Here is an 18518-nt window from a genome sequence, read left to right as displayed (position 1 = left end):
TGTAGGATTATTTAAAAACGTTTAAATTTGTATACGTGAAAAATATTAAGCCGTGTATTTTCAGTCACCTGACATTTACCCGGCAAAGATAGGTATAAATAACATGGCTTTAGCCTGGTTTATTTAACTACACCAGAAATGCTAACCTGTCACAGCTTCTGAAAAACTTTTTTTGTTGGATTATCAGTATCTTGCCTGATTAATTGCGTGAATTACGCTAAGCAGCATTTATCTCTACAGGAATACTGTATATATTTACACATACTGTATATTCATCTAGTCAATCTGTGAGGCATTTATGTTATCGCATTTATCGGTTAAAAACTTCGCTGTAGTGAAAGAAATCAACATTGCCTTTGAGACCGGCATGACAGCGATGACCGGTGAAACCGGTGCTGGTAAATCCATTGCTATCGACGCACTAAGCTTATGCCTTGGTGAGCGTGCCGATGCATCGGCAGTAAGAAAAGGCGCTGATAAGGCGGAAATCATTGCCTATTTTTCGTTGCTTGATGCGCCTCTGGCGAGGAACTGGCTGGATGAAAATGACGTGGTACTGGATGACGATCCCAACACCTGCTTTATTCGGCGACTGATCTCAAAAGAAGGCCGATCAAAGGCGTTTATCAATGGCGTGCCGGTGGCGCTTCAGCAGTTAAAGCAGCTGGGGCAGTTTTTACTGGCGATCCACGGGCAAAATACACACCTGCAGTTATTAAAAGACGATGTACAACGCAAACTGCTGGATGATTTTGCCGAACACGGCTCGTTACTCTCTGCAACGGCATCGGCATATAAGCATTGGCAACAACTGGCAAAGGAGCTAAGCGCCCTTGAACAGGCTGCCCAGCAACGTGCCGACAGAGAGCAGTTGTTAAGCTATCAGGTAGCTGAACTGGACGAGTTTGCCTTAGCAGAAGGCGAATTCAGTGAGCTTGAAGCTGAACACAAGCGCCTGAGCAATGGCCAGACCCTGCTCGAGGAAGCACAAAAGAGCTTTTACCATTTATATGAAGCCGACGAATTTAACGCCTTGTCAGCTATCCAGACCAGCATTGATAAACTCAGTAATCTGGAAGATCACGACCCAGCATTAACCCCCATTGTAGCAATGCTAAACGAAGCCGCCATACAGGTGGAAGAGTCAGCGAATGAGCTACGCAGTTATTGCGATCAGCTGGAAATCGATCCAATGCGTTTGCAGCAGGTTGAAAAGCGCTTTGCCCAGGCCATGGAACTGGCCAGAAAGCACCAGGTAATGCCCGAAACACTGTACGATCATCATCAGCAACTGGCTGAAGAGCTGGCCGGTCTTAGTGCCAATACACAAAGACTGACATCGTTGCAGGAAGAACTGGACAACAGCCACGCTAAGTATATCGCAGCCAGTGAAAAACTCTCACAAAGCCGCTATAACGCTGCAGGAAAGTTAGCCGAAATGGTTCAGACACAGATCCGCACCTTAAATATGCCCCACGCAGAATTCTTCATTGATGTGATCTACGGCGAACAGGCACGTCCCTCTGCAGTGGGTATGGATACCGTGGTCATGAAAGTAGCGACGAACCCGGGGCAACCGCAGGATCGACTGGATAAAGTGGTATCTGGCGGGGAATTATCCAGAATTGGCCTGGCTTTACAGGTGATCAGCCGTGATACCAGTCTGACCCCCACGATGATTTTTGACGAAGTGGATACCGGTATCAGCGGCCCCACGGCTTCGATAGTAGGTCAATTATTACGCCGTCTCGGTAAGGAAAATCAGGTCATGTGTGTTACCCACCTGCCGCAGGTAGCGGCGCAGGCGCATAATCAGCTGTTTGTGACCAAAACAACCGAAAACAGCGAAACCCAAACCCATATTTTAGCGCTTACTGAACAAGCCAGAATTGATGAGCTGGCACGTTTACTGGCGGGTGATAAAATTACCCCCAATGCGCTGGCTAATGCCAAAGAATTACTTGATAATGCTCTAGCGAACTAAATTGCAATTCATTGGTCAAAGTTGACGTGCCGGTGTTGAGCGATTAGCATGCTCGGCACCGATAGCGTCTGCAATGACTGTCCAACGCGCCTAACAGCCTGGCATGCAGACCAAATAATAACGAATACTTACTGTAATAATTGGATTTATCTGTTAATGAAGCTGTCTCACCTGATTGTTGTGCTTTCACTTACTTTTTTATCAACTGCATGTTCTAACTGGATTTACCGGATAGATATTCCTCAGGGTAACTTTTTGGACGAGCAGGACGTAAAAAAACTGCGCATCGGAATGACAAAAGAACAGGTTGAGTTTGTTCTGGGCCGCCCAATCCTCAAAGACGCCTTCGATAAAGACACCTGGTATTACTACTATGAAATGAAGCGTGGTATGGAAAAACGCGGCGAAGACTTCGAAAAAAGCCTGATTATTACTTTTAAAGACGACCGTGTAGAAACCGTAGACAGCGACTTTGAACTGTCGGAAGATTTCAATACGCCGCTTGAGCAGTAACGCCATTCAGTATGGCTTGCTTCCCGAAATACTGAGCAAGCCATTATCCGCTTCTTGTTTTGTCAAATAATCCCTCCCCCACTTTGCTTGCCTTTTACCGCTTCAGACATATTTTGAAATTATTTTAAAGTACGCCCATTACCCCCCTCGTGCTAAGGTTGGCCGGTCTTTAATTTATTCTGATCAAGTGCATTATGAAAAATCGTTTAATGAACAAGCTTCGCCTGGCTCCCTTGTGTTTCGTGATGGGTACGGCGCTTTCTGGTTGTGTTATCAATGTCGGCGGTCACAGCTCTTCCGACTATGATGGCAATGTAAACCGGGTATTTGGCAGCATCAGTGTGTCGGAAAATCGACAGGTAGGTTCACTGACTACGGTAAATGGTGGCATTACCCTCAGCGATAATGTTAAAGCGGATGAACTAACCACCGTCAATGGTGGTGTTACCGTAGGCAATTTTTGTGAAATTGACGGGATTACCGTGGTGAACGGTGATATTGAAGCCGGTCAGCAACTGGTTTCAGGTGACAGTATCGAGTCGGTTAATGGTGATATCATCCTGGGTTTCGGTGCTAAAGTTGACGGCAGCCTGATTACCGTAAATGGAGACATTGAAGCCGCCGACCTCACTCTCACAGACAACATCGAAACGGTTAACGGTGACATCCGTATTAGTGGTAATAGTGTTATCGACGGCGATATCATTTATGACGATCCGGAAAATAATGACAACCCTTCAACTCCGACATTATCGATTGCTGATACCGTCCGGTTAAACGGTGAGATTATTTTAGAACGTGATGTTAAGCTTGAAATTCCGGACACTATGACATCAAAAGTCCGCTACAAGAGCTCGGCAATGTAATGCAACAATTCTCAGATTTAACCGTTCAGAATAGTCATGGTGACGATATTGCCATGCAGGCCTTTGACAACAAAGTACTGCTTATCGTCAACACAGCCAGTAAATGCGGCTTTACGCCTCAGTACAAAGGGCTGGAAGCGTTACATCAGCAATATGCAGATAACGGGCTGGTCGTATTAGGCTTTCCCTGCAATCAGTTCGGTCAGCAGGAGCCCGGCGACGATGCCAGCATCCAGTCTTTTTGCAGCCTCAATTACAGCGTTACTTTTCCGGTAATGAAGAAAATTGAGGTGAATGGCTCCGCAGCCAGTCCTTTATATAAATACCTGAAAGCCCAGGCACCAGGCCTGTTTGGCACCAAGGCTATCAAATGGAATTTCACTAAATTCCTGATCAGTAAAGACCGTGCCACGATCACCCGGTTTGGTCCGCAAACCAGTCCGGAATCAATTAAGCAGGAAATAGAAAAGTTGCTGGCGCAGTAAGGCTAACCGCTACATGTGTTGCACACAGGGTTAGCCTGACCTATTGATTAAAACTGACGGCGTTGGTGAACCCGCTCTTTACGGATCTTGTGTTTTTTAACTGAACGACGCATGCGACTCAGGCGAGCATGGTCAAGCTTAGTCTGGCGTTCATCAACCATGCTTTCATCTTCAGCCGGTAGCTGAACTATATGGCGCAACGCATTCACTTCACTCAGGGGTAACTCAACCCATGCTCCCTGGGGTAAGCGTTTCTGTAGTTCAACCGGCCCGTAACGAACGCGAATCAACCGGCTCACCTGACAATCCTGAGATTCCCATAAACGTCGAACTTCACGGTTACGCCCTTCTTCCAGGGTAACGTTAAACCAGTTATTCATGCTTTCATCATCAGTGGATGGCCGAGGTTTAATGGTATTAAACTTGGCCATACCATCTTCCAGCATTACGCCTTTTTTCAGGATCTGGAGCGATTTCGCTGACACATCGCCAAAGATACGAACGGCATACTCACGTTCAACTTTGCAGCGTGGGTGCATAAGGCGATTGGCCATTTCACCATCGTTGGTAAACAGCAGTAAACCGCTGGTGTTTATATCCAGTCGGCCCACGGCAATCCAGCGTCCCTGGCTTATTGCTGGCAGTCGATCGAAAACGGTACTTCGGCCTTCTGGATCAATTCTGGTGCACAGCTCGCCTTCCGGCTTATTGTACATCAGTACGCGGCATACTGGCTCTTCATTACTGCGCGACAAAATGTGGCCGTCTACGCGAATTTGCGCTGTTGCATCAACCCGATCGCCAAGCTTTGCCACGGTGCCATCCACCGATATACGGCCCTGCTCAATCCAGCGCTCCATTTCACGGCGTGAACCTATGCCATGGTTGGCGAGTACCTTCTGTAATTTCTCTGTCATTAGTGTATTGACTCTTTTTGGTTGTCGCTATCACCTTCAGCCTGCGACCCTGTGTCGTCATGCAATACATGCGTCACGTTTTGAGTGGCATCAAGCGAGGCCATAAACTCCTCGGCATTGGGTAAGTCACTGAGTGACTTCAGCGAAAAATAATCTAAAAATTGTTTAGTCGTAGCATACAGCGCTGGCCGACCGGGTACTTCCTTGTGGCCTATCACTTTTATCCACTCACGTTCAGTAAGCGTTTTAATAATGTTGCTGCTAACCGCCACACCACGCACCTGCTCTATCTCTCCCCGGGTTATGGGTTGTCGATAGGCAATCAGTGCCAGCGTTTCTAACATTGCCCGGGAATATTTGGGACTGGTTTCCTGCCACAGACGACTCAGCCAGGGGCTAAGGCTATCCAGTGACTGAAACCGATAACCACTGGCCACCTCAACCAGTTGAATACCGCGCGGGCGATAGTCCAGCTGCAGGGCGTTCAGCGCTGATTGTATCGCTTTATCACTGACGGTGAAATCGGCCAGTACAGTATTTTTTAATTTATCTACGGAAACCGGTTGATCCGAAACAAAGATAGTTGCCTCGATAAGCTGTTTAAGCTGCTCACTGTTGATTTTTTTCATGGTGCTTCAAAACTACCTAACTTCACATGAATACGGGCAAACGGCCCGGCCTGTACCAGGTTAATACTCTGAGCTTTAACCAGTTCTAAAATGGCCAGAAAGGTTACAACCGCGCCGGCCCGCCCCTCTTCGGCAGTAAACAGCGCTTCCATCGGGGTGTATTCTTCGGCATTGAGTAACTGCAAAATTTTACTCATACGCTCCCGGGTACTCAGGGCTTCAGGAGCGATGTGGTGATGCTCAAATGCGGCAGCACGCTGCATGGCGGCTGAAAAGGCCAGTACCAGTTCCTGTAGCGACACGTCCGGCTGAATTATCACCGGCTGGATATCGGCCGATGGCTCAACGCTGACGCTGAACAAATCGCGTTCCATGCGCGGCTGCAAATCGAGGTCTTCCGCCGCTTGCTTTATGAGCTCATACTCTTGCAAACGTCTTATTAGTGCCGCTCTCGGGTCTTCCTCATCGTCATCTTCATCACTGCGACTTGGCAGTAGTAATCGAGACTTGATCTCGGCCAGAATGGCAGCCATCAAAAGGTATTCGGCCGCGAGTTCAAGCTTAAGGGTTTGCATGACCTCGACATATTCCATGTACTGCCGGGTAATTTCCGCCACCGGCATAGTGGTAATATCGAATTTCTGCTTACGGATTAGATACAGCAATAAGTCCAGCGGGCCTTCAAAAGACTCCAGGATCACCTCCAGCGCTTCCGGCGGAATATATAAATCCTCCGGTTTTTCAATCACCGCCTCGCCATTCACAAAGGCCAGTGGCAGCGGTTGCTGTACCGGTATGGCGAGGGTTGAGGCTGGCTCGTCGCTATTGCTCATATCAGATCTGATTCATGCTGTTATAAAAACGGCGTCACATCGCCACTGCCTTCACGTACCACCACGGGTTCGCCTTCACTTAAATCAATCACTGTAGTGGGCTGCTCACCCAGATAGCCGCCATGAATAATCAGGCCTACCTGTTTTTCCAGCTTATCGCGAATTTCATCAGGGTCTGACTCTGCCAGCGATTGCCCGGGCAGAATTAACGAGGTGGACATAAGTGGTTCATTAAGCTCTTCGAGCAACGCCAGCGCAATAATGTTATCCGGCACCCGGATCCCTATGGTACGGCGCTTTGGATTCTGTAACCGCTTAGGCACTTCGCGGGTCGCTTTCAATACAAAAGTATAAGGCCCGGGAGTGTTATTTTTAAGCATTCGAAAAGCAACATTATCTACCTTGGCATACACCGACAGCTCAGACATATCCCGGCACATCAGTGAAAAATTGTGTTCATTAGCAATCTGCCGGATGCGACAGAGCTGGTCCAATGCACGTTTGTCGTCCATCTGACAGCCAATGGCATAACCCGAATCAGTGGGATAAACCACCACCTCCCCCTGGCGAATGAGCTCAGCGGCCTGTTTGATCAGGCGTGACTGCGGATTATCAGGGTGTACGTAAAAAAACTGACTCATACAGGGTCCTTTAGTGAGGATTGACTCACAGCTAAATTCCAGTCATGCCAAACCGGCGTGAGTGTGTCTGTCTTTAACTGACAACGCCCCAGCTCAGTCCAACGTCCGGGGAAATGAAAATCAGAGCCGGCCGATGCCAGCAATTGATATTCAGCCACGATCGACTGCAACAGGGCTTGCTTCTCGGCACTCATACCGGGAAACACTACTTCTGCCGCATCGCCTCCCGCCTCAGCAAACTCTGCAATTAGCCGGCGCAGCCATTTGGTGGTCATATCGTAATGAATGGGATGCGCCAGTACCGCCCGGCCTCCTGCCTGCTGAATCACCTTTACCGCCGCAGCGATATCTGGCCACTCAGCCTTCACAGCCGCACGCTTGCCTTTGCCCAGATACAGCTTAAAGGCTTTTTCTAAGGTCGCGACCTGGAAACTATCCACCAGCACACGGGCAAAGTGCGCCCGGGTGATCTGGCCTACTCCGGCATAACGGCGCGCTCGTTCCAGCGTACCTTCAAAACCGCATTTTGCCAGCTTATCGGCAATTTTAGCCGCACGTTCTTCACGTTTCTGCTGCTGGTCAGCCAAAAATGCCTGCAGTGCCGGGTGCCCGGTATCGATATTCAGGCCGACAATATGGATTTCAAAACTGTGCCAGCGCGTGGAGATTTCAACGCCGTCAATAATCCTTAGTGCCGGGTAGTGCGCCTGAGCCGCAGCGTGGGCGTCCGCCAGGCCATAAGTACTGTCGTGATCGGTAATAGCCAGTACATCAACCTGCATCGTTTGCGCACGTTGAATAAGTTCGGCCGGCGTTAAGCGGCCATCCGAGAAAGTGGTGTGACTGTGCAAGTCAATTTTCATGTATTTTCAAATTTATGGTTGACACAAATTGGTTTTTGTTTTCTTCTATAGCACAGTATACGGATTGAATGCTTCGATGCCTATCGAAGTTATCAAATAAAACAACGAGACAGGAAACTAATGCTTAATCAACCACAACACAGCGCCGTAATGGCAACTATCTGGTGGTGGCACTCCCTTCGATAACGGGCGGTGTGAGCGTTAGTGCGCAGAACAAACAAAAAAGGCCCGTAATGTTACGGGCCTTTTTTTTAATTTTTAACCGGAGAAAAAAGATGAGTTTGGCCGAATTAGGCATGGTCCCGGGAAAAGTGGAAACCATTGAGAGAACAGCAACCTACGTCAATGATCCCTTGGCGGCATTTGCCCAGCTGTGTGGCGAAAAACCCCATGCGTTACTGCTCGAATCAGCCGAGATAGACAGTAAGGATAACCTGCAAAGTCTGCTGATGGTGGATGGTGCCCTGCGCTTTGAATGTCGCGGGCAGCAAGTCGCCATTCAGGCGTTGAGTGCCAACGGTAAAGGACTGCTACCGCTATTTATGGAAAGCTGTCCGGCAGATTTAAAATGCCAGATCATCAGCGAGACTGAAATTGCCCTTGAGTGTCATTCCCAAACGGCCAACCTCGACGAAGACAGTCGCTTGAAATCCACCAGCGTGTTCGACGTACTGCGGATGGTGGTTAAACAAATCACACCGCTGCGTGACCACCAGCATGCCGTATTCTTAGGTGGGGTATTTGCGTATGATTTGCTGGCGACCTTCGAAGATCTGCCTAAGGTAGAAGAAGGCGATAATGACTGCGCCGATTATGTGTTTTATCTGGCAGAAACCCTGATCACTTTCGACCATCAAACCCGCCAGGCACGGTTGCTTGGCAGCGTGTTCAGCGGCAGCGAAGTGGCCACCAGTTATTTTGCCATTGCTCAGCGCCTTGAGGCCCTTAGCGCCGAGTTACAAAGTCTGGCGCCACATGATTTATCGCCGATAGCCGTTAGTGAACCCACGTCCTTACAAGTGGATAAATCAGACGAAGAATACTGCAACGACGTGCTGACCTTAAAAGAACATATTCTGGCCGGCGATATTTTTCAGGTTGTGCCGTCCCGAACGTTTTCTCTGCCCTGCCCCGCCCCACTTACTGCCTACGCCGCTCTGAAAAAACAAAATCCCAGCCCTTATATGTTTTACATGCAGGATGCTGAGTTTACTATTTTTGGTGCATCGCCGGAGTCAGCCCTTAAATACACCGCACAAAGCAATGTGGTGGAAATCTACCCTATTGCCGGCACCCGCCCTCGCGGCAAACGCGCTAATGGCGAGATAGACCATGATATGGATAGCCGCATTGAGCTAAACCTGCGCGAAGATCAGAAAGAAAAAGCCGAACATCTGATGCTGGTAGACCTGGCCCGTAATGACGTAGCCAAAGTATCTGAGCCTGGCACCCGCTATGTGAAAGACTTACTTAAAGTTGACCGTTACTCCCACGTAATGCACCTGGTTTCACGCGTGGTCGGCCAGTTACGCCACGATCTGGATGCACTGCATGCCTATCAGGCCTGCATGAATATGGGCACCCTGGTAGGCGCGCCTAAAGTGAGTGCAGCCTCGTTAATTCGCAAGGTCGAGCACAAGCGTCGCGGCAGCTACGGTGGCGCTGTTGGCTACCTGAATAACGATGGCGATATGGATACCTGTATTGTTATCCGCTCTGCTTTTGTTAAAAACGGTCGAGCATATATACAGGCAGGCGCTGGCGTAGTGTATGATTCCGACCCACAGGCAGAAGCGGATGAAACCCGGAATAAGGCACAGGCCGTGATCAACGCGGTGAAATCCTCAGTTAGCGTTCAGGGAGAAGTATAATGAGCCAGCCTATCACGGTATTTCTGTTAGACAACGTCGACTCTTTCACCTACAACCTGGTCGATGAGCTTCGCACCATGGAATTGAATATTGTGGTGTACCGCAATAATGTCGACGCCAGAATGTTATTCGAAAAAATGCAAATGCAGGCTGAAAGCGGGCCGGTTTTATTGCTATTATCCCCGGGGCCGGGTGCGCCCCATGAAGCCGGATGTATGCCACAGCTGTTAAGCATGGTCCAGGGCCATTTTCCGGTACTCGGGATTTGTCTTGGCCATCAGGCCATAGTAGCCCATTACGGCGGCACTGTCGGCCGCGCTGAAGATGTGATGCACGGTAAGTCATCGGCTATTACCCATACCGGTGAGGCCATGTTTGCGGGTATGCCGCAGCCACTCCATGTAGCCCGCTACCACTCGCTAATGGCGCTGGAGTTGCCTGAAGGCTTAACACCACTGGCCAAAGTAGGTACAACGGTTATGGCGGTCTACCAGTCCGACGATAAAATGCTTGGATTCCAGTTTCATCCGGAGTCCATTCTAACGGCAGAGGGCAGTCGCCTGCTGCTACAAAGCATTCATTACCTGACCAAAGAGGATTAACTCATGGCTGACTACAGCAAGGTAATTGAAAAACTCTTCGACGGTCAGCATCTGACCCAGGCCGAGTCTTTTTCGGTATTTAATCAGGTGATGCACGGTGAACTTTCCGAAGTAAAGCTCGCCACCTTACTGACCGCACTTAAAATTAACGGCGAGTCCCCCAATGAAATTGCCGGGGCAGCCAGTGCAATGGTGTCTAATGCCCGCCCTTTTCCAACACCGGATTACGAATTTGGTGATATCGTCGGCACCGGTGGTGATGGCCATCATACTATCAATATTTCCAGCGCCGCGGCGCTGGTAGCTGCCAGTTGTGGTGTTAAGGTCGCTAAACATGGTAACCGCAGCGTATCGAGCAAGTCCGGCTCAGCTGACTTCTTCCGTGAATGCGGTATCAAGCTTGATATTACCCCCGAAGTAGCACGCAAGTGCCTGGATGAGGTGAATTTCTGCTTCCTGTTTGCGCCGGTCTATCATGCCGGTATGCGCTTTGCAGCACCGGTGCGTGCTGAGATGAAAACCCGCACATTGTTTAACATCCTTGGTCCGTTGGCCAACCCTGCTGGCCCGACTTTTGGCGTGTACGGCGTATATACTCCGGAGTTACTGGATATCTATGCACAAACCCTCACGCTAATGGGACAGCGTAAAGCGTTAATTGTCCACGGTGACGGACTGGATGAGCTATCATTACACGGCCCCACTCAGGTAGTAGAAATTGATCATGGCAGCACTACCCACTATTCAGTTACCGCTACCGACTTTGGCCTGAACCACGCGCCTATCAGCGCTATTGCCGGCGGTGAGCCAGTTGAAAACCGCCAGTTGATTGAAGCCGCCCTGCGCGGTGAAGGTGAACAGGCTCACCGTGAAGCCATCGCGATGAATGCCGGTGCACTGTTAAAAATCAGCGGGCACGCCAATACTTTTAAAGATGGCGCAGAGCAGGCGCTCAATGCCATGGCGAACGCCGCCCCCATCAATTTAATCAGACAAGTCGCTGAACACAGCCAATTGGAAGAAAATGCATGAGCAACGTCCTCGAGAAAATAGTTGAAGACAAACGTGTCGAAATTGAAGCACGCATGGCCGAGACGCCTCTTGAGCAAATAAAGCAGGGGTTAACGCCATCAACCAAAAGTCTGTTTGATGCCCTGAATGCCCCGAACGCCGGGTATATTTTAGAGTGTAAAAAAGCCTCCCCCTCAAAAGGGTTGATCCGTGAAAACTTCGATCTGGATGAAATTCTCGCGGCTTATACCCCTTTTGCGGCAGGCATTTCGGTACTGACTGACGAGAAATATTTTCAGGGCAAGTTTGAATACCTGGCCTATGTTACCGAGCGCGTGAGCCAACCGGTGCTTAACAAAGACTTCTTTGTTTGTGAGTATCAGGTTTATCTGGCCCGTTATTACCATGCCGATGCCATATTATTAATGCTGTCGGTACTTGATGATGAAACTTACCAACAGCTTGCGGCGGTGGCTGACTCGTTGGGTCTGGATATCCTTACTGAAGTCAGCAACGAAGAAGAAATGCATCGTGCGATTACGTTAAAAGCCAAAATTATTGGTATTAACAACCGCGACCTGCGCGACCTGTCTACTGATTTGGCGACGACTGAAAAACTGGTCCCGATGCTAAAAGGTGCAACCCATGAACACGTAGTGATCAGCGAGTCCGGTATTTACACCCACCAGGACGTGCTGCGTCTGGCGCCGCTGTGTCAGGGCTTCCTGGTAGGCAGCGCCTTAATGGCACAACAGGACCTGCCACAGGCCGTCAAACAACTGGTTTACGGTACGGTTAAAGTATGCGGCATGACCCAACCGGAACAGGTACGTCATGCCTTTGCAAGCGGTGCCAGTTATTGCGGATTAATTTTTGCTGCTCACTCCAAACGTTGCGTGACATCTGATCAGGCACGTGACATCGTCGCTGCCACGCCCGGCAGCTACGTAGGTGTGTTTGTCAACCAGCCTATCGAAATGGTGCTGGACATCGCAAACAAACTGGGCTTAAAAGCCGTGCAGCTGCATGGTGATGAAGACACCATGTACCGTCAGCATTTACGGGCCAACCTGCCCGAGGGCTGCGAAATCTGGCAGGCCATTGGCGTTGCCGGTGAGTTACCTTACCTGACTCATGCGTTGCTGGATGACGACACACTGGATAAGGTGCTGCTGGATTGTCAGGTTGGCAAACAAACCGGTGGTACCGGCCAGCAATTTGACTGGTCAGTGATCCACAATGAGCTTGATCTCGAAAAACTCGTTATAGCAGGTGGTATCAATCCACAGAATATTGCTGCGGCACAGGCAACCGGTGTTGCCATTGTTGATGTAAACTCGGGGGTAGAAGACAGCCCGGGCAACAAGTCTGCACAGCAGGTCAGCGAACTCTTTACTCTTTGTCGCCAGTATTAAGCGGCCGATATATTCAACAGGACATTTCATGAATCAATTAGAGACTAAATTTGGGGAATACGGGGGCATGTATGTGCCTGAGCTGCTTATCCCCGCGCTGGATCAGCTTGAACAGGCGTTCCTGGAAGCGAAAGACGATCCGGAATTTAATGCTGAGTTTATGTCACTTTTAAAAGACTACGCAGGGCGTCCAACGGCGATGTTCCTGACTCGTAATCTGGTGTCAAACCCTAACGTTAAACTGTATTTAAAGCGTGAGGATTTACTTCACGGCGGCGCGCATAAAACCAATCAGGTATTGGGTCAGGCGCTACTCACCAAACGCATGGGCAAAACCGAAGTTATCGCCGAAACCGGTGCAGGTCAGCACGGCGTTGCAACCGCGCTGGCCTGCGCGTTACTTGGCCTGAAAGCGCGTATTTACATGGGCGCAAAAGACGTTGAGCGACAGTCGCCAAACGTCTTCAGAATGCGTTTAATGGGCGCTGAAGTCATCCCGGTGGACTCTGGTTCAGGCACCTTAAAAGACGCGGTTAACGAAGCGCTGCGTGACTGGTCTGCCAATTACGACAAAGCCCATTACCTGCTCGGCACGGCAGCAGGTCCGCACCCGTTCCCAACCATCGTACGCGAATATCACCGTATGATTGGTGAAGAAACCCGTGCACAGATTTTAGAAAAAGAAGGTCGTCTGCCCGACGCTGTGGTAGCGTGTGTAGGCGGTGGCTCCAATGCTATTGGCATGTTTGCTGACTTTATCGATGAACCATCCGTTCGCTTAGTTGGTGTAGAGCCGGCCGGTAAAGGTGTTCATACCAAAGATCATGGTGCCGCCATTGGTAAAGGCACTAAAGGCATACTGCACGGCGCCTACACCTATATTATGCAAAATCCGGACGGCCAGATTGAAGAAAGCTACTCAGTATCAGCCGGTCTGGATTATCCGGCCGTTGGTCCACAGCATGCGTACCTTTCTGATATCGGCCGCGCTGAATATGTGTCGGTTACCGACGAAGAAGCGCTCAATGCGTTCCAGTTACTGGCTCGTAAAGAAGGTATTATTCCGGCCCTGGAGTCCTCTCACGCGCTGGCCTATGCCTTAAACATGGCTGATGAAGCCGAAGAAGAGACCGTCATTGTGGTGAACCTGTCTGGCCGGGGCGATAAAGACCTGGGGCACGTAATCAGTATTTTAGGAGATCAGGTTAATGGATAGATATGCAGCCATGTTTGGCCGTTTAAACGAGCAAAACGCCGGGGCGTTTGTGCCATTTGTCATGGTCGGCGATCCGGACCTTGAAACCTCTGAGCAAATCATCACCCAATTGATTGAAAGCGGCGCCGATGCTTTAGAGCTGGGGATCCCGTTTTCTGATCCGGTAGCCGACGGCCCGACCATTCAAAAGGCCAGTATTCGAGCACTGGAAAGCGGTGTTACGCCCACTTCGTGTTTTGAATTACTCAAGCGCATTCGGGCTAAATATCCGGACGTACCCATTGGCTTATTGCTCTACAGTAACCTGGTACTGGCCAAAGGCTTGGAAAGTTTTTATGCGCAAGCCGCCGATGCTGGCGTGGACTCGATTCTGATTGCAGACGTGCCTATTCGTGAAGCCAAACGGTTTATCGATACGGCAAACGCCAACGGCATCAAGCAAATTCTTATCGCACCACCAAACGCCACCGATGCTACCTTTAAAGCTATTGGTGACTTATCAGCTGGCTATACCTATCTGCTGGGCAGGGCTGGTGTGACCGGGGCAGAAACCGCTGCCACAATGCCGGCTGCATCATTGATAGAGCGTCTCACCAGCGTTAATGCTGCGCCGCCCCTGCTCGGTTTTGGGATCTCGAATCCAGACCAGGTAAAACACGCTATTGAGAGCGGTGCTGCCGGGGCAATTTCAGGCTCCGCAACCGTTAATATTATCGCGCAAAACCTCGATGACGTGCCGGCCATGCTGTCTGCACTCGGTCAGTTTGTGACAGCAATGAAAGCCGCTACAGGGAAATAAGCCATGTATTATATGATTTGTGCCACCGATAAGCCGGATACCCTGGCCGAGCGCTTAGCCGCCCGCCCGGCGCATCTGGCCCGCCTGAATGAATTAAAGGATAACGGTCGTCTGCTGATAGCTGGTCCTTTTCCGGCCATCGACAGTGAAGATCCTGGCAGCGCCGGCTTCACCGGCTCACTGGTAGTTGCCGAATTTGCCAGTCTGGAAGATGCTCAGGCCTGGGCGGATGCCGATCCGTATATCGATGCCGGTGTTTATCAGGACGTTATCGTTAAACCCTACAAGAAAGTATTACCTTAAATCTCCTCTCTGTTGCGCAAAGCAAGCACAGGCTTTGCGCTCTTCTCGCCCGGTGGTACTATAATTAGCGTAGCCCGACCTTAAGTTGTGCCCTGGCGCTCGGGATGAGCCGCAGCACAATTCAGACAATATTCAGCCTGACCGGGTTATCCTGCTGATAATGACTAGTGATTGGGTAGTACCCAACGAGTGGAGTGACATGTTCAAAAGCGTTGTTACCGGTGTATTGCTTGTGATGCTGACCCTCTGTGCTCCTGGCGCAATGGCCCAGCAAGACAAACAAAAACCCGTGAAAAATTCAACTCAGGCGGCACAACAGGCCAAACGTCATGTTGAGGGGCGGGTGTTGAAAGTCGATCCTCAAAAAAGCTCCTACCGGGTAAAAATGCTAAAAAAATCAGGCCGGGTGGTCTCGCTCGATGTCGACAAACGGTCTGGTAAGGTTAAACCCAGCAAGCGCAAGGATGATAATTAGTGAGAATATTAGTTGCAGAAGACGATAGCCGTCTTCTGATGCAGTTAGATAGTTTGTTCCAGCAACAGGGGTTTAGCGTTGATTTAGCCGATGATGGTGAAAAAGCGTTATTCCAGCTAAAAGAAGTCAATTACGATTTGGCCGTTATTGATATTGGCCTGCCTAAACTCGATGGATTCGATGTTATTCGTCAGGCTCGTGGCAGTGATGTCAGCACCCCGGTGCTGATCCTTACCGCCCGCGACCGCTGGCAGGAAAAGGTTGAAGGCCTGGATGCCGGCGCCGACGATTACCTGACCAAGCCCTTTCATAATGAAGAATTACTTGCCCGGGTTAAAGCCCTCATTCGCAGAGCTTCCGGCCAGGCCAGCTCGACCATTGAATTTGGTCCCGTGGTACTGGATATGCAGGCAAAAGAAATTCGCGTGAATGCCCGCGCTTTGGATCTCACTGCCTATGAATACAAAGTAATGGAGTACCTTATGCTCCATCCACAGAAAGTGATTTCCAAAACCGAACTCACCGAGCACATTTACGATCAGGACTTTGATCTGGACAGTAATGTGATTGAAGTCTTTGTCGGTCGCTTACGACGCAAACTCGATCCTGAAGGCACACTCAAGCCTATCGAAACGCTCAGAGGCAGAGGCTACCGAATCAGCCGCGAACTGGCTCAGGATGCCAGTGGCAGCTAACCGATGCCAAATTTGTCGCTGCGGCTGCGCAGTTTGCTTATTGCCATTCTTGCCCTGGGCATTTTTATACCGGTTACCGTTTTAACGCTCTCCAAAGCGTATACCTCCAGTTTATTGCAGGCTAAATATAACGAACTGAAGTTGATGAACCTGGCCATGATTTCGGTATTTGAGTTTGAAGACGGTGACAGCCAGATGCCGCAAATGCTATACGATGAGCAATTGAACCTGCCTGACTCCGGTTATGTGGGTGCTATTAGCATTAATAATCAACTGGTATGGCAATCCGCATCCAGCGTTTACACCGTCTTTGACTCGCTGATGACAACACCGGCTATCGGCGACGAGGTATTTATTCCCCAATATGCCCTGGACGACTCTGGCAGTGAGCATTTCGCCTACGCCTTTACCGCCGAATTTGATAATGGCGACCAGTACATGCCGGTAAGTTTTTATGTGTTTAACGACCGGCGTGATTTTCTGCACGAACGTGATGCCTTCCTGCGTTCAGTCTGGCAATACCTTGGCGCGCTTGGGGCCGGCCTGCTAATTGTGCTGATTATTGGTATGAACACCCTGCTCAAACCGGTACGCTTACTGATTGGCGAAATACAACAGGCCAGCGGCGGCAACCAGACCCGGCTAAAAGAAGATTACCCACCGGAGTTTACCCCGCTCAAGCTAAGTATTAACCAGTTGATGGCCGGCGAAGCTGAACAACGTGAGCGTTACAAGAACAGTCTGGGCGATTTGGCTCACAGCCTGAAAACACCCCTGGCGGTGGCCCTTGGTACGGCTGCCCTGCCCGACTCCGCCAGAGAGCCTCTGCAGCAAATTGATACGTTAATAAAGCGCCAGCTTAAGCGCGCCTCTGCGGGTGCCTCTGCATGGAGTCAGGGCGAGCCGGTAATGCCGATAGTCCAGCAGTTAATCGCCGCGCTTAATAAGGTCTATCGCGACAAAAACCTAGAGCTGGGTGCCACTGGCGATGACGGACTGTTTTTTGGTGATAAAACCGATTTGATGGAAATTCTCGGTAACCTGATGGATAACGCCTGCAAAGCAGCGCGCAGTGAGGTCGTGGTTTCTGTCAGGCAACTATCCCGACAAACAGAACTTCACATCGATGACGATGGCCCGGGGATCCCCGCAGAGCAAGTCGAGCGACTGCTTAACCGCGGGCAACGACTTGATGCCTACACCGATGGGCAAGGTATAGGGATGGCCGTAGTGACCGACTTACTGACTGCCTATGAGGGAAAACTGACCATTACCCGTTCTACTCTGGGCGGCGCTGGTATTAAGGTTACCTTTCCGGCTCCTCGCTAGCAGATTGACCGTTAGCCTCGTCGAGTACCGCTTCGCCGTCACTGGAAAGTAAAATAGCCAGCCAGCGACTCTCTTCCCGTGACTCCAGTGCAATCTTCACAATCATGGTCAGCGGCACAGATAGCAGCATGCCCACACTACCCAGCAACCACCCCCAGAAAATTAACGACAGGAACACAACCAGTGTTGAAAGCCCTAAGCCACGGCCCATAAACCGCGGTTCCACCACATTGCCCATCACTGTGTTTATGACAACAAAACCTAACGCCACCAGCCCGGCTTCTCCGCCGCCGTACTGCACCAGCGCCATCAATACAGCAGGCACCGCAGCAATGATAGAACCGATATTGGGGATATAGTTAAACAGGAAGGCCAAAACGCCCCATAGCAGGAAATGATCAACGCCCAGAATATACAGCCAGGTACCGGCAAGCAGGCCTGTGACCAGGCTGACCACGGTTTTAATCGCCAGGTAGCTGTTAACCGACTGGATAAAGCGGTCAATGTGGTGCATTTTCATTTGCGGATCGGATAGCGCTATATGCAATCTTCTTGGAATACCCTCAGCCTCGAACAGCATGAAAATAACGGTTAATAAAATCAAAAACAGATTAGAGAGCACGCCACCCATGCCGCTTAAAAAGTTGGTCACCATTGACATGGCCATCCCGGGATCGAGATATGACACAATTAAATCTTTATCCACGTGGATGTTAAATCGCGCGAGCTGATTGACCACCCAGGTGAATTCACCGGAGAGCTTTTCGCGGTACTGCGGCATATTTTCGCGGAATTCTGCCAGTGATTGCCCCACTAACCCCGCCAGCATAAAACCAAATACCACAATTAACAGTATAACCAGAGTAATAGACAGCCAACGCGGGATGCGGTATTTCGACATCCACAGAATCAAAGGGCCACAGGCAATAGCGATAAAGCCGGACAAAAAGAACGGCACCATAATGGTACTGGCGGCTTTGATACCGGCCAGAATGACTATCAGGCTGGCAAAAATCAGCAAAGCTTTAGCGGTTGGCGACAGAGTTGACATAAAATACTGGTTTCGCAGGC

20 protein-coding genes and 1 other annotated feature are annotated in these 18518 nt (G+C 50.1%); of the genes, 14 read left to right on the top strand and 6 right to left on the bottom strand.

The genetic code is table 11. The features are described from left to right. Positions 1-298: 298 nt before the first annotated feature. From recN to C6Y40_RS09785, 4 genes are all read left to right on the top strand, one after another. Positions 299-1984: a DNA repair protein RecN gene (recN, locus tag C6Y40_RS09800; protein WP_105934438.1), complete on the top strand. Its 1686-nt coding sequence runs from the start codon at positions 299-301 to the stop codon at positions 1982-1984. A 156-nt stretch (positions 1985-2140) separates the two neighbouring features. Further along, on the top strand, positions 2141-2497 hold the full coding sequence (locus C6Y40_RS09795) for an outer membrane protein assembly factor BamE (protein ID WP_105934437.1): 357 nt from the start codon (positions 2141-2143) through the stop codon (positions 2495-2497). 194 nt (positions 2498-2691) lie between these two features. Then, the gene (locus tag C6Y40_RS09790; protein ID WP_105934436.1) at positions 2692-3363 is read left to right on the top strand and encodes a DUF4097 family beta strand repeat-containing protein; all 672 of its coding nucleotides are present in this window, start codon (positions 2692-2694) and stop codon (positions 3361-3363) included. Then, positions 3363-3848, top strand: coding sequence for a glutathione peroxidase (locus C6Y40_RS09785; RefSeq protein ID WP_105934435.1), 486 nt, complete (start codon positions 3363-3365; stop codon positions 3846-3848). Before C6Y40_RS09790 ends, C6Y40_RS09785 begins: the two co-directional genes overlap by 1 nt. Positions 3849-3895: 47 nt before the next feature. On the opposite strand, the gene rluB is transcribed toward C6Y40_RS09785, so the two are convergent. The 5 genes from rluB to C6Y40_RS09760 are packed head-to-tail and all read right to left on the bottom strand — an operon-like array spanning position 3896 to position 7731. Then, positions 3896-4765, bottom strand: coding sequence for a 23S rRNA pseudouridine(2605) synthase RluB (rluB, locus tag C6Y40_RS09780; RefSeq protein WP_105934434.1), 870 nt, complete (start codon positions 4763-4765; stop codon positions 3896-3898). Beyond that, the gene (scpB, locus tag C6Y40_RS09775; protein WP_105934433.1) at positions 4765-5394 is read right to left on the bottom strand and encodes an SMC-Scp complex subunit ScpB; all 630 of its coding nucleotides are present in this window, start codon (positions 5392-5394) and stop codon (positions 4765-4767) included. Before scpB ends, rluB begins: the two co-directional genes overlap by 1 nt. Then, a complete protein-coding gene (locus tag C6Y40_RS09770; RefSeq protein WP_105934432.1) occupies positions 5391-6227 on the bottom strand; it encodes a segregation and condensation protein A in 837 nt (278 codons plus the stop codon). The genes scpB and C6Y40_RS09770 overlap by 4 nt, the downstream gene beginning before the upstream one ends. 20 nt (positions 6228-6247) lie before the next feature. Next, positions 6248-6868 carry an L-threonylcarbamoyladenylate synthase gene (locus C6Y40_RS09765; protein ID WP_105934431.1) on the bottom strand — a complete coding sequence of 207 codons (621 nt, stop codon included), beginning with the start codon at positions 6866-6868 and terminating at the stop codon, positions 6248-6250. Beyond that, positions 6865-7731, bottom strand: coding sequence for a PHP domain-containing protein (locus tag C6Y40_RS09760; protein ID WP_105934430.1), 867 nt, complete (start codon positions 7729-7731; stop codon positions 6865-6867). Before C6Y40_RS09760 ends, C6Y40_RS09765 begins: the two co-directional genes overlap by 4 nt. A 159-nt stretch (positions 7732-7890) precedes the next feature. Then, positions 7891-7983: a sequence feature (Trp leader region), on the top strand. Between the two features lie 23 nt (positions 7984-8006). Here C6Y40_RS09760 and C6Y40_RS09755 point away from each other — a divergent pair. The 10 genes from C6Y40_RS09755 to C6Y40_RS09710 all read left to right on the top strand — a co-directional run bounded on the left by C6Y40_RS09755 (position 8007) and on the right by C6Y40_RS09710 (position 17447). After that, entirely contained in the window at positions 8007-9602 is a 1596-nt protein-coding gene (locus C6Y40_RS09755; protein ID WP_105934429.1) for an anthranilate synthase component 1, read from the top strand. Continuing rightward, the gene (locus tag C6Y40_RS09750) at positions 9602-10204 is read left to right on the top strand and encodes an aminodeoxychorismate/anthranilate synthase component II (protein WP_105934428.1); all 603 of its coding nucleotides are present in this window, start codon (positions 9602-9604) and stop codon (positions 10202-10204) included. The genes C6Y40_RS09755 and C6Y40_RS09750 overlap by 1 nt, the downstream gene beginning before the upstream one ends. 3 nt (positions 10205-10207) lie before the next feature. Next, positions 10208-11236: an anthranilate phosphoribosyltransferase gene (trpD, locus tag C6Y40_RS09745; RefSeq protein ID WP_105934427.1), complete on the top strand. Its 1029-nt coding sequence runs from the start codon at positions 10208-10210 to the stop codon at positions 11234-11236. Then, a complete protein-coding gene (trpCF, locus tag C6Y40_RS09740) occupies positions 11233-12630 on the top strand; it encodes a bifunctional indole-3-glycerol-phosphate synthase TrpC/phosphoribosylanthranilate isomerase TrpF (RefSeq protein WP_105934426.1) in 1398 nt (465 codons plus the stop codon). The genes trpD and trpCF overlap by 4 nt, the downstream gene beginning before the upstream one ends. Positions 12631-12658: 28 nt before the next feature. Beyond that, positions 12659-13846, top strand: a complete 1188-nt coding sequence (trpB, locus tag C6Y40_RS09735) for a tryptophan synthase subunit beta (RefSeq protein WP_105934425.1) — start codon at positions 12659-12661, stop codon at positions 13844-13846. Further along, the gene (gene trpA / locus C6Y40_RS09730) at positions 13839-14645 is read left to right on the top strand and encodes a tryptophan synthase subunit alpha (protein WP_105934424.1); all 807 of its coding nucleotides are present in this window, start codon (positions 13839-13841) and stop codon (positions 14643-14645) included. Before trpB ends, trpA begins: the two co-directional genes overlap by 8 nt. Before the next feature lie 3 nt (positions 14646-14648). After that, a complete protein-coding gene (locus C6Y40_RS09725; protein ID WP_105934423.1) occupies positions 14649-14948 on the top strand; it encodes a YciI family protein in 300 nt (99 codons plus the stop codon). Positions 14949-15108: 160 nt separating this feature from the next. Continuing rightward, positions 15109-15423, top strand: a complete 315-nt coding sequence (locus tag C6Y40_RS09720) for a PepSY domain-containing protein (RefSeq protein WP_420836931.1) — start codon at positions 15109-15111, stop codon at positions 15421-15423. Beyond that, positions 15423-16118 (top strand): response regulator transcription factor, encoded by a 696-nt coding sequence (locus tag C6Y40_RS09715; protein ID WP_105934422.1) that lies wholly within the window; start codon positions 15423-15425, stop codon positions 16116-16118. Before C6Y40_RS09720 ends, C6Y40_RS09715 begins: the two co-directional genes overlap by 1 nt. 3 nt (positions 16119-16121) lie before the next feature. Continuing rightward, positions 16122-17447 carry an ATP-binding protein gene (locus tag C6Y40_RS09710; protein WP_105934421.1) on the top strand — a complete coding sequence of 442 codons (1326 nt, stop codon included), beginning with the start codon at positions 16122-16124 and terminating at the stop codon, positions 17445-17447. Here C6Y40_RS09710 and C6Y40_RS09705 read toward each other — a convergent pair. Next, positions 17425-18498 carry an AI-2E family transporter gene (locus tag C6Y40_RS09705; protein WP_105934420.1) on the bottom strand — a complete coding sequence of 358 codons (1074 nt, stop codon included), beginning with the start codon at positions 18496-18498 and terminating at the stop codon, positions 17425-17427. The genes C6Y40_RS09710 and C6Y40_RS09705 overlap by 23 nt on opposite strands. Positions 18499-18518 lie beyond the last annotated feature (20 nt).

The sequence above is a fragment of the Marisediminitalea alba genome (genome assembly GCF_002993365.1).
Lineage (GTDB): Bacteria > Pseudomonadota > Gammaproteobacteria > Enterobacterales > Alteromonadaceae > Alteromonas > Alteromonas alba.
This window is presented reverse-complemented; position numbering and strand designations above follow the sequence as displayed.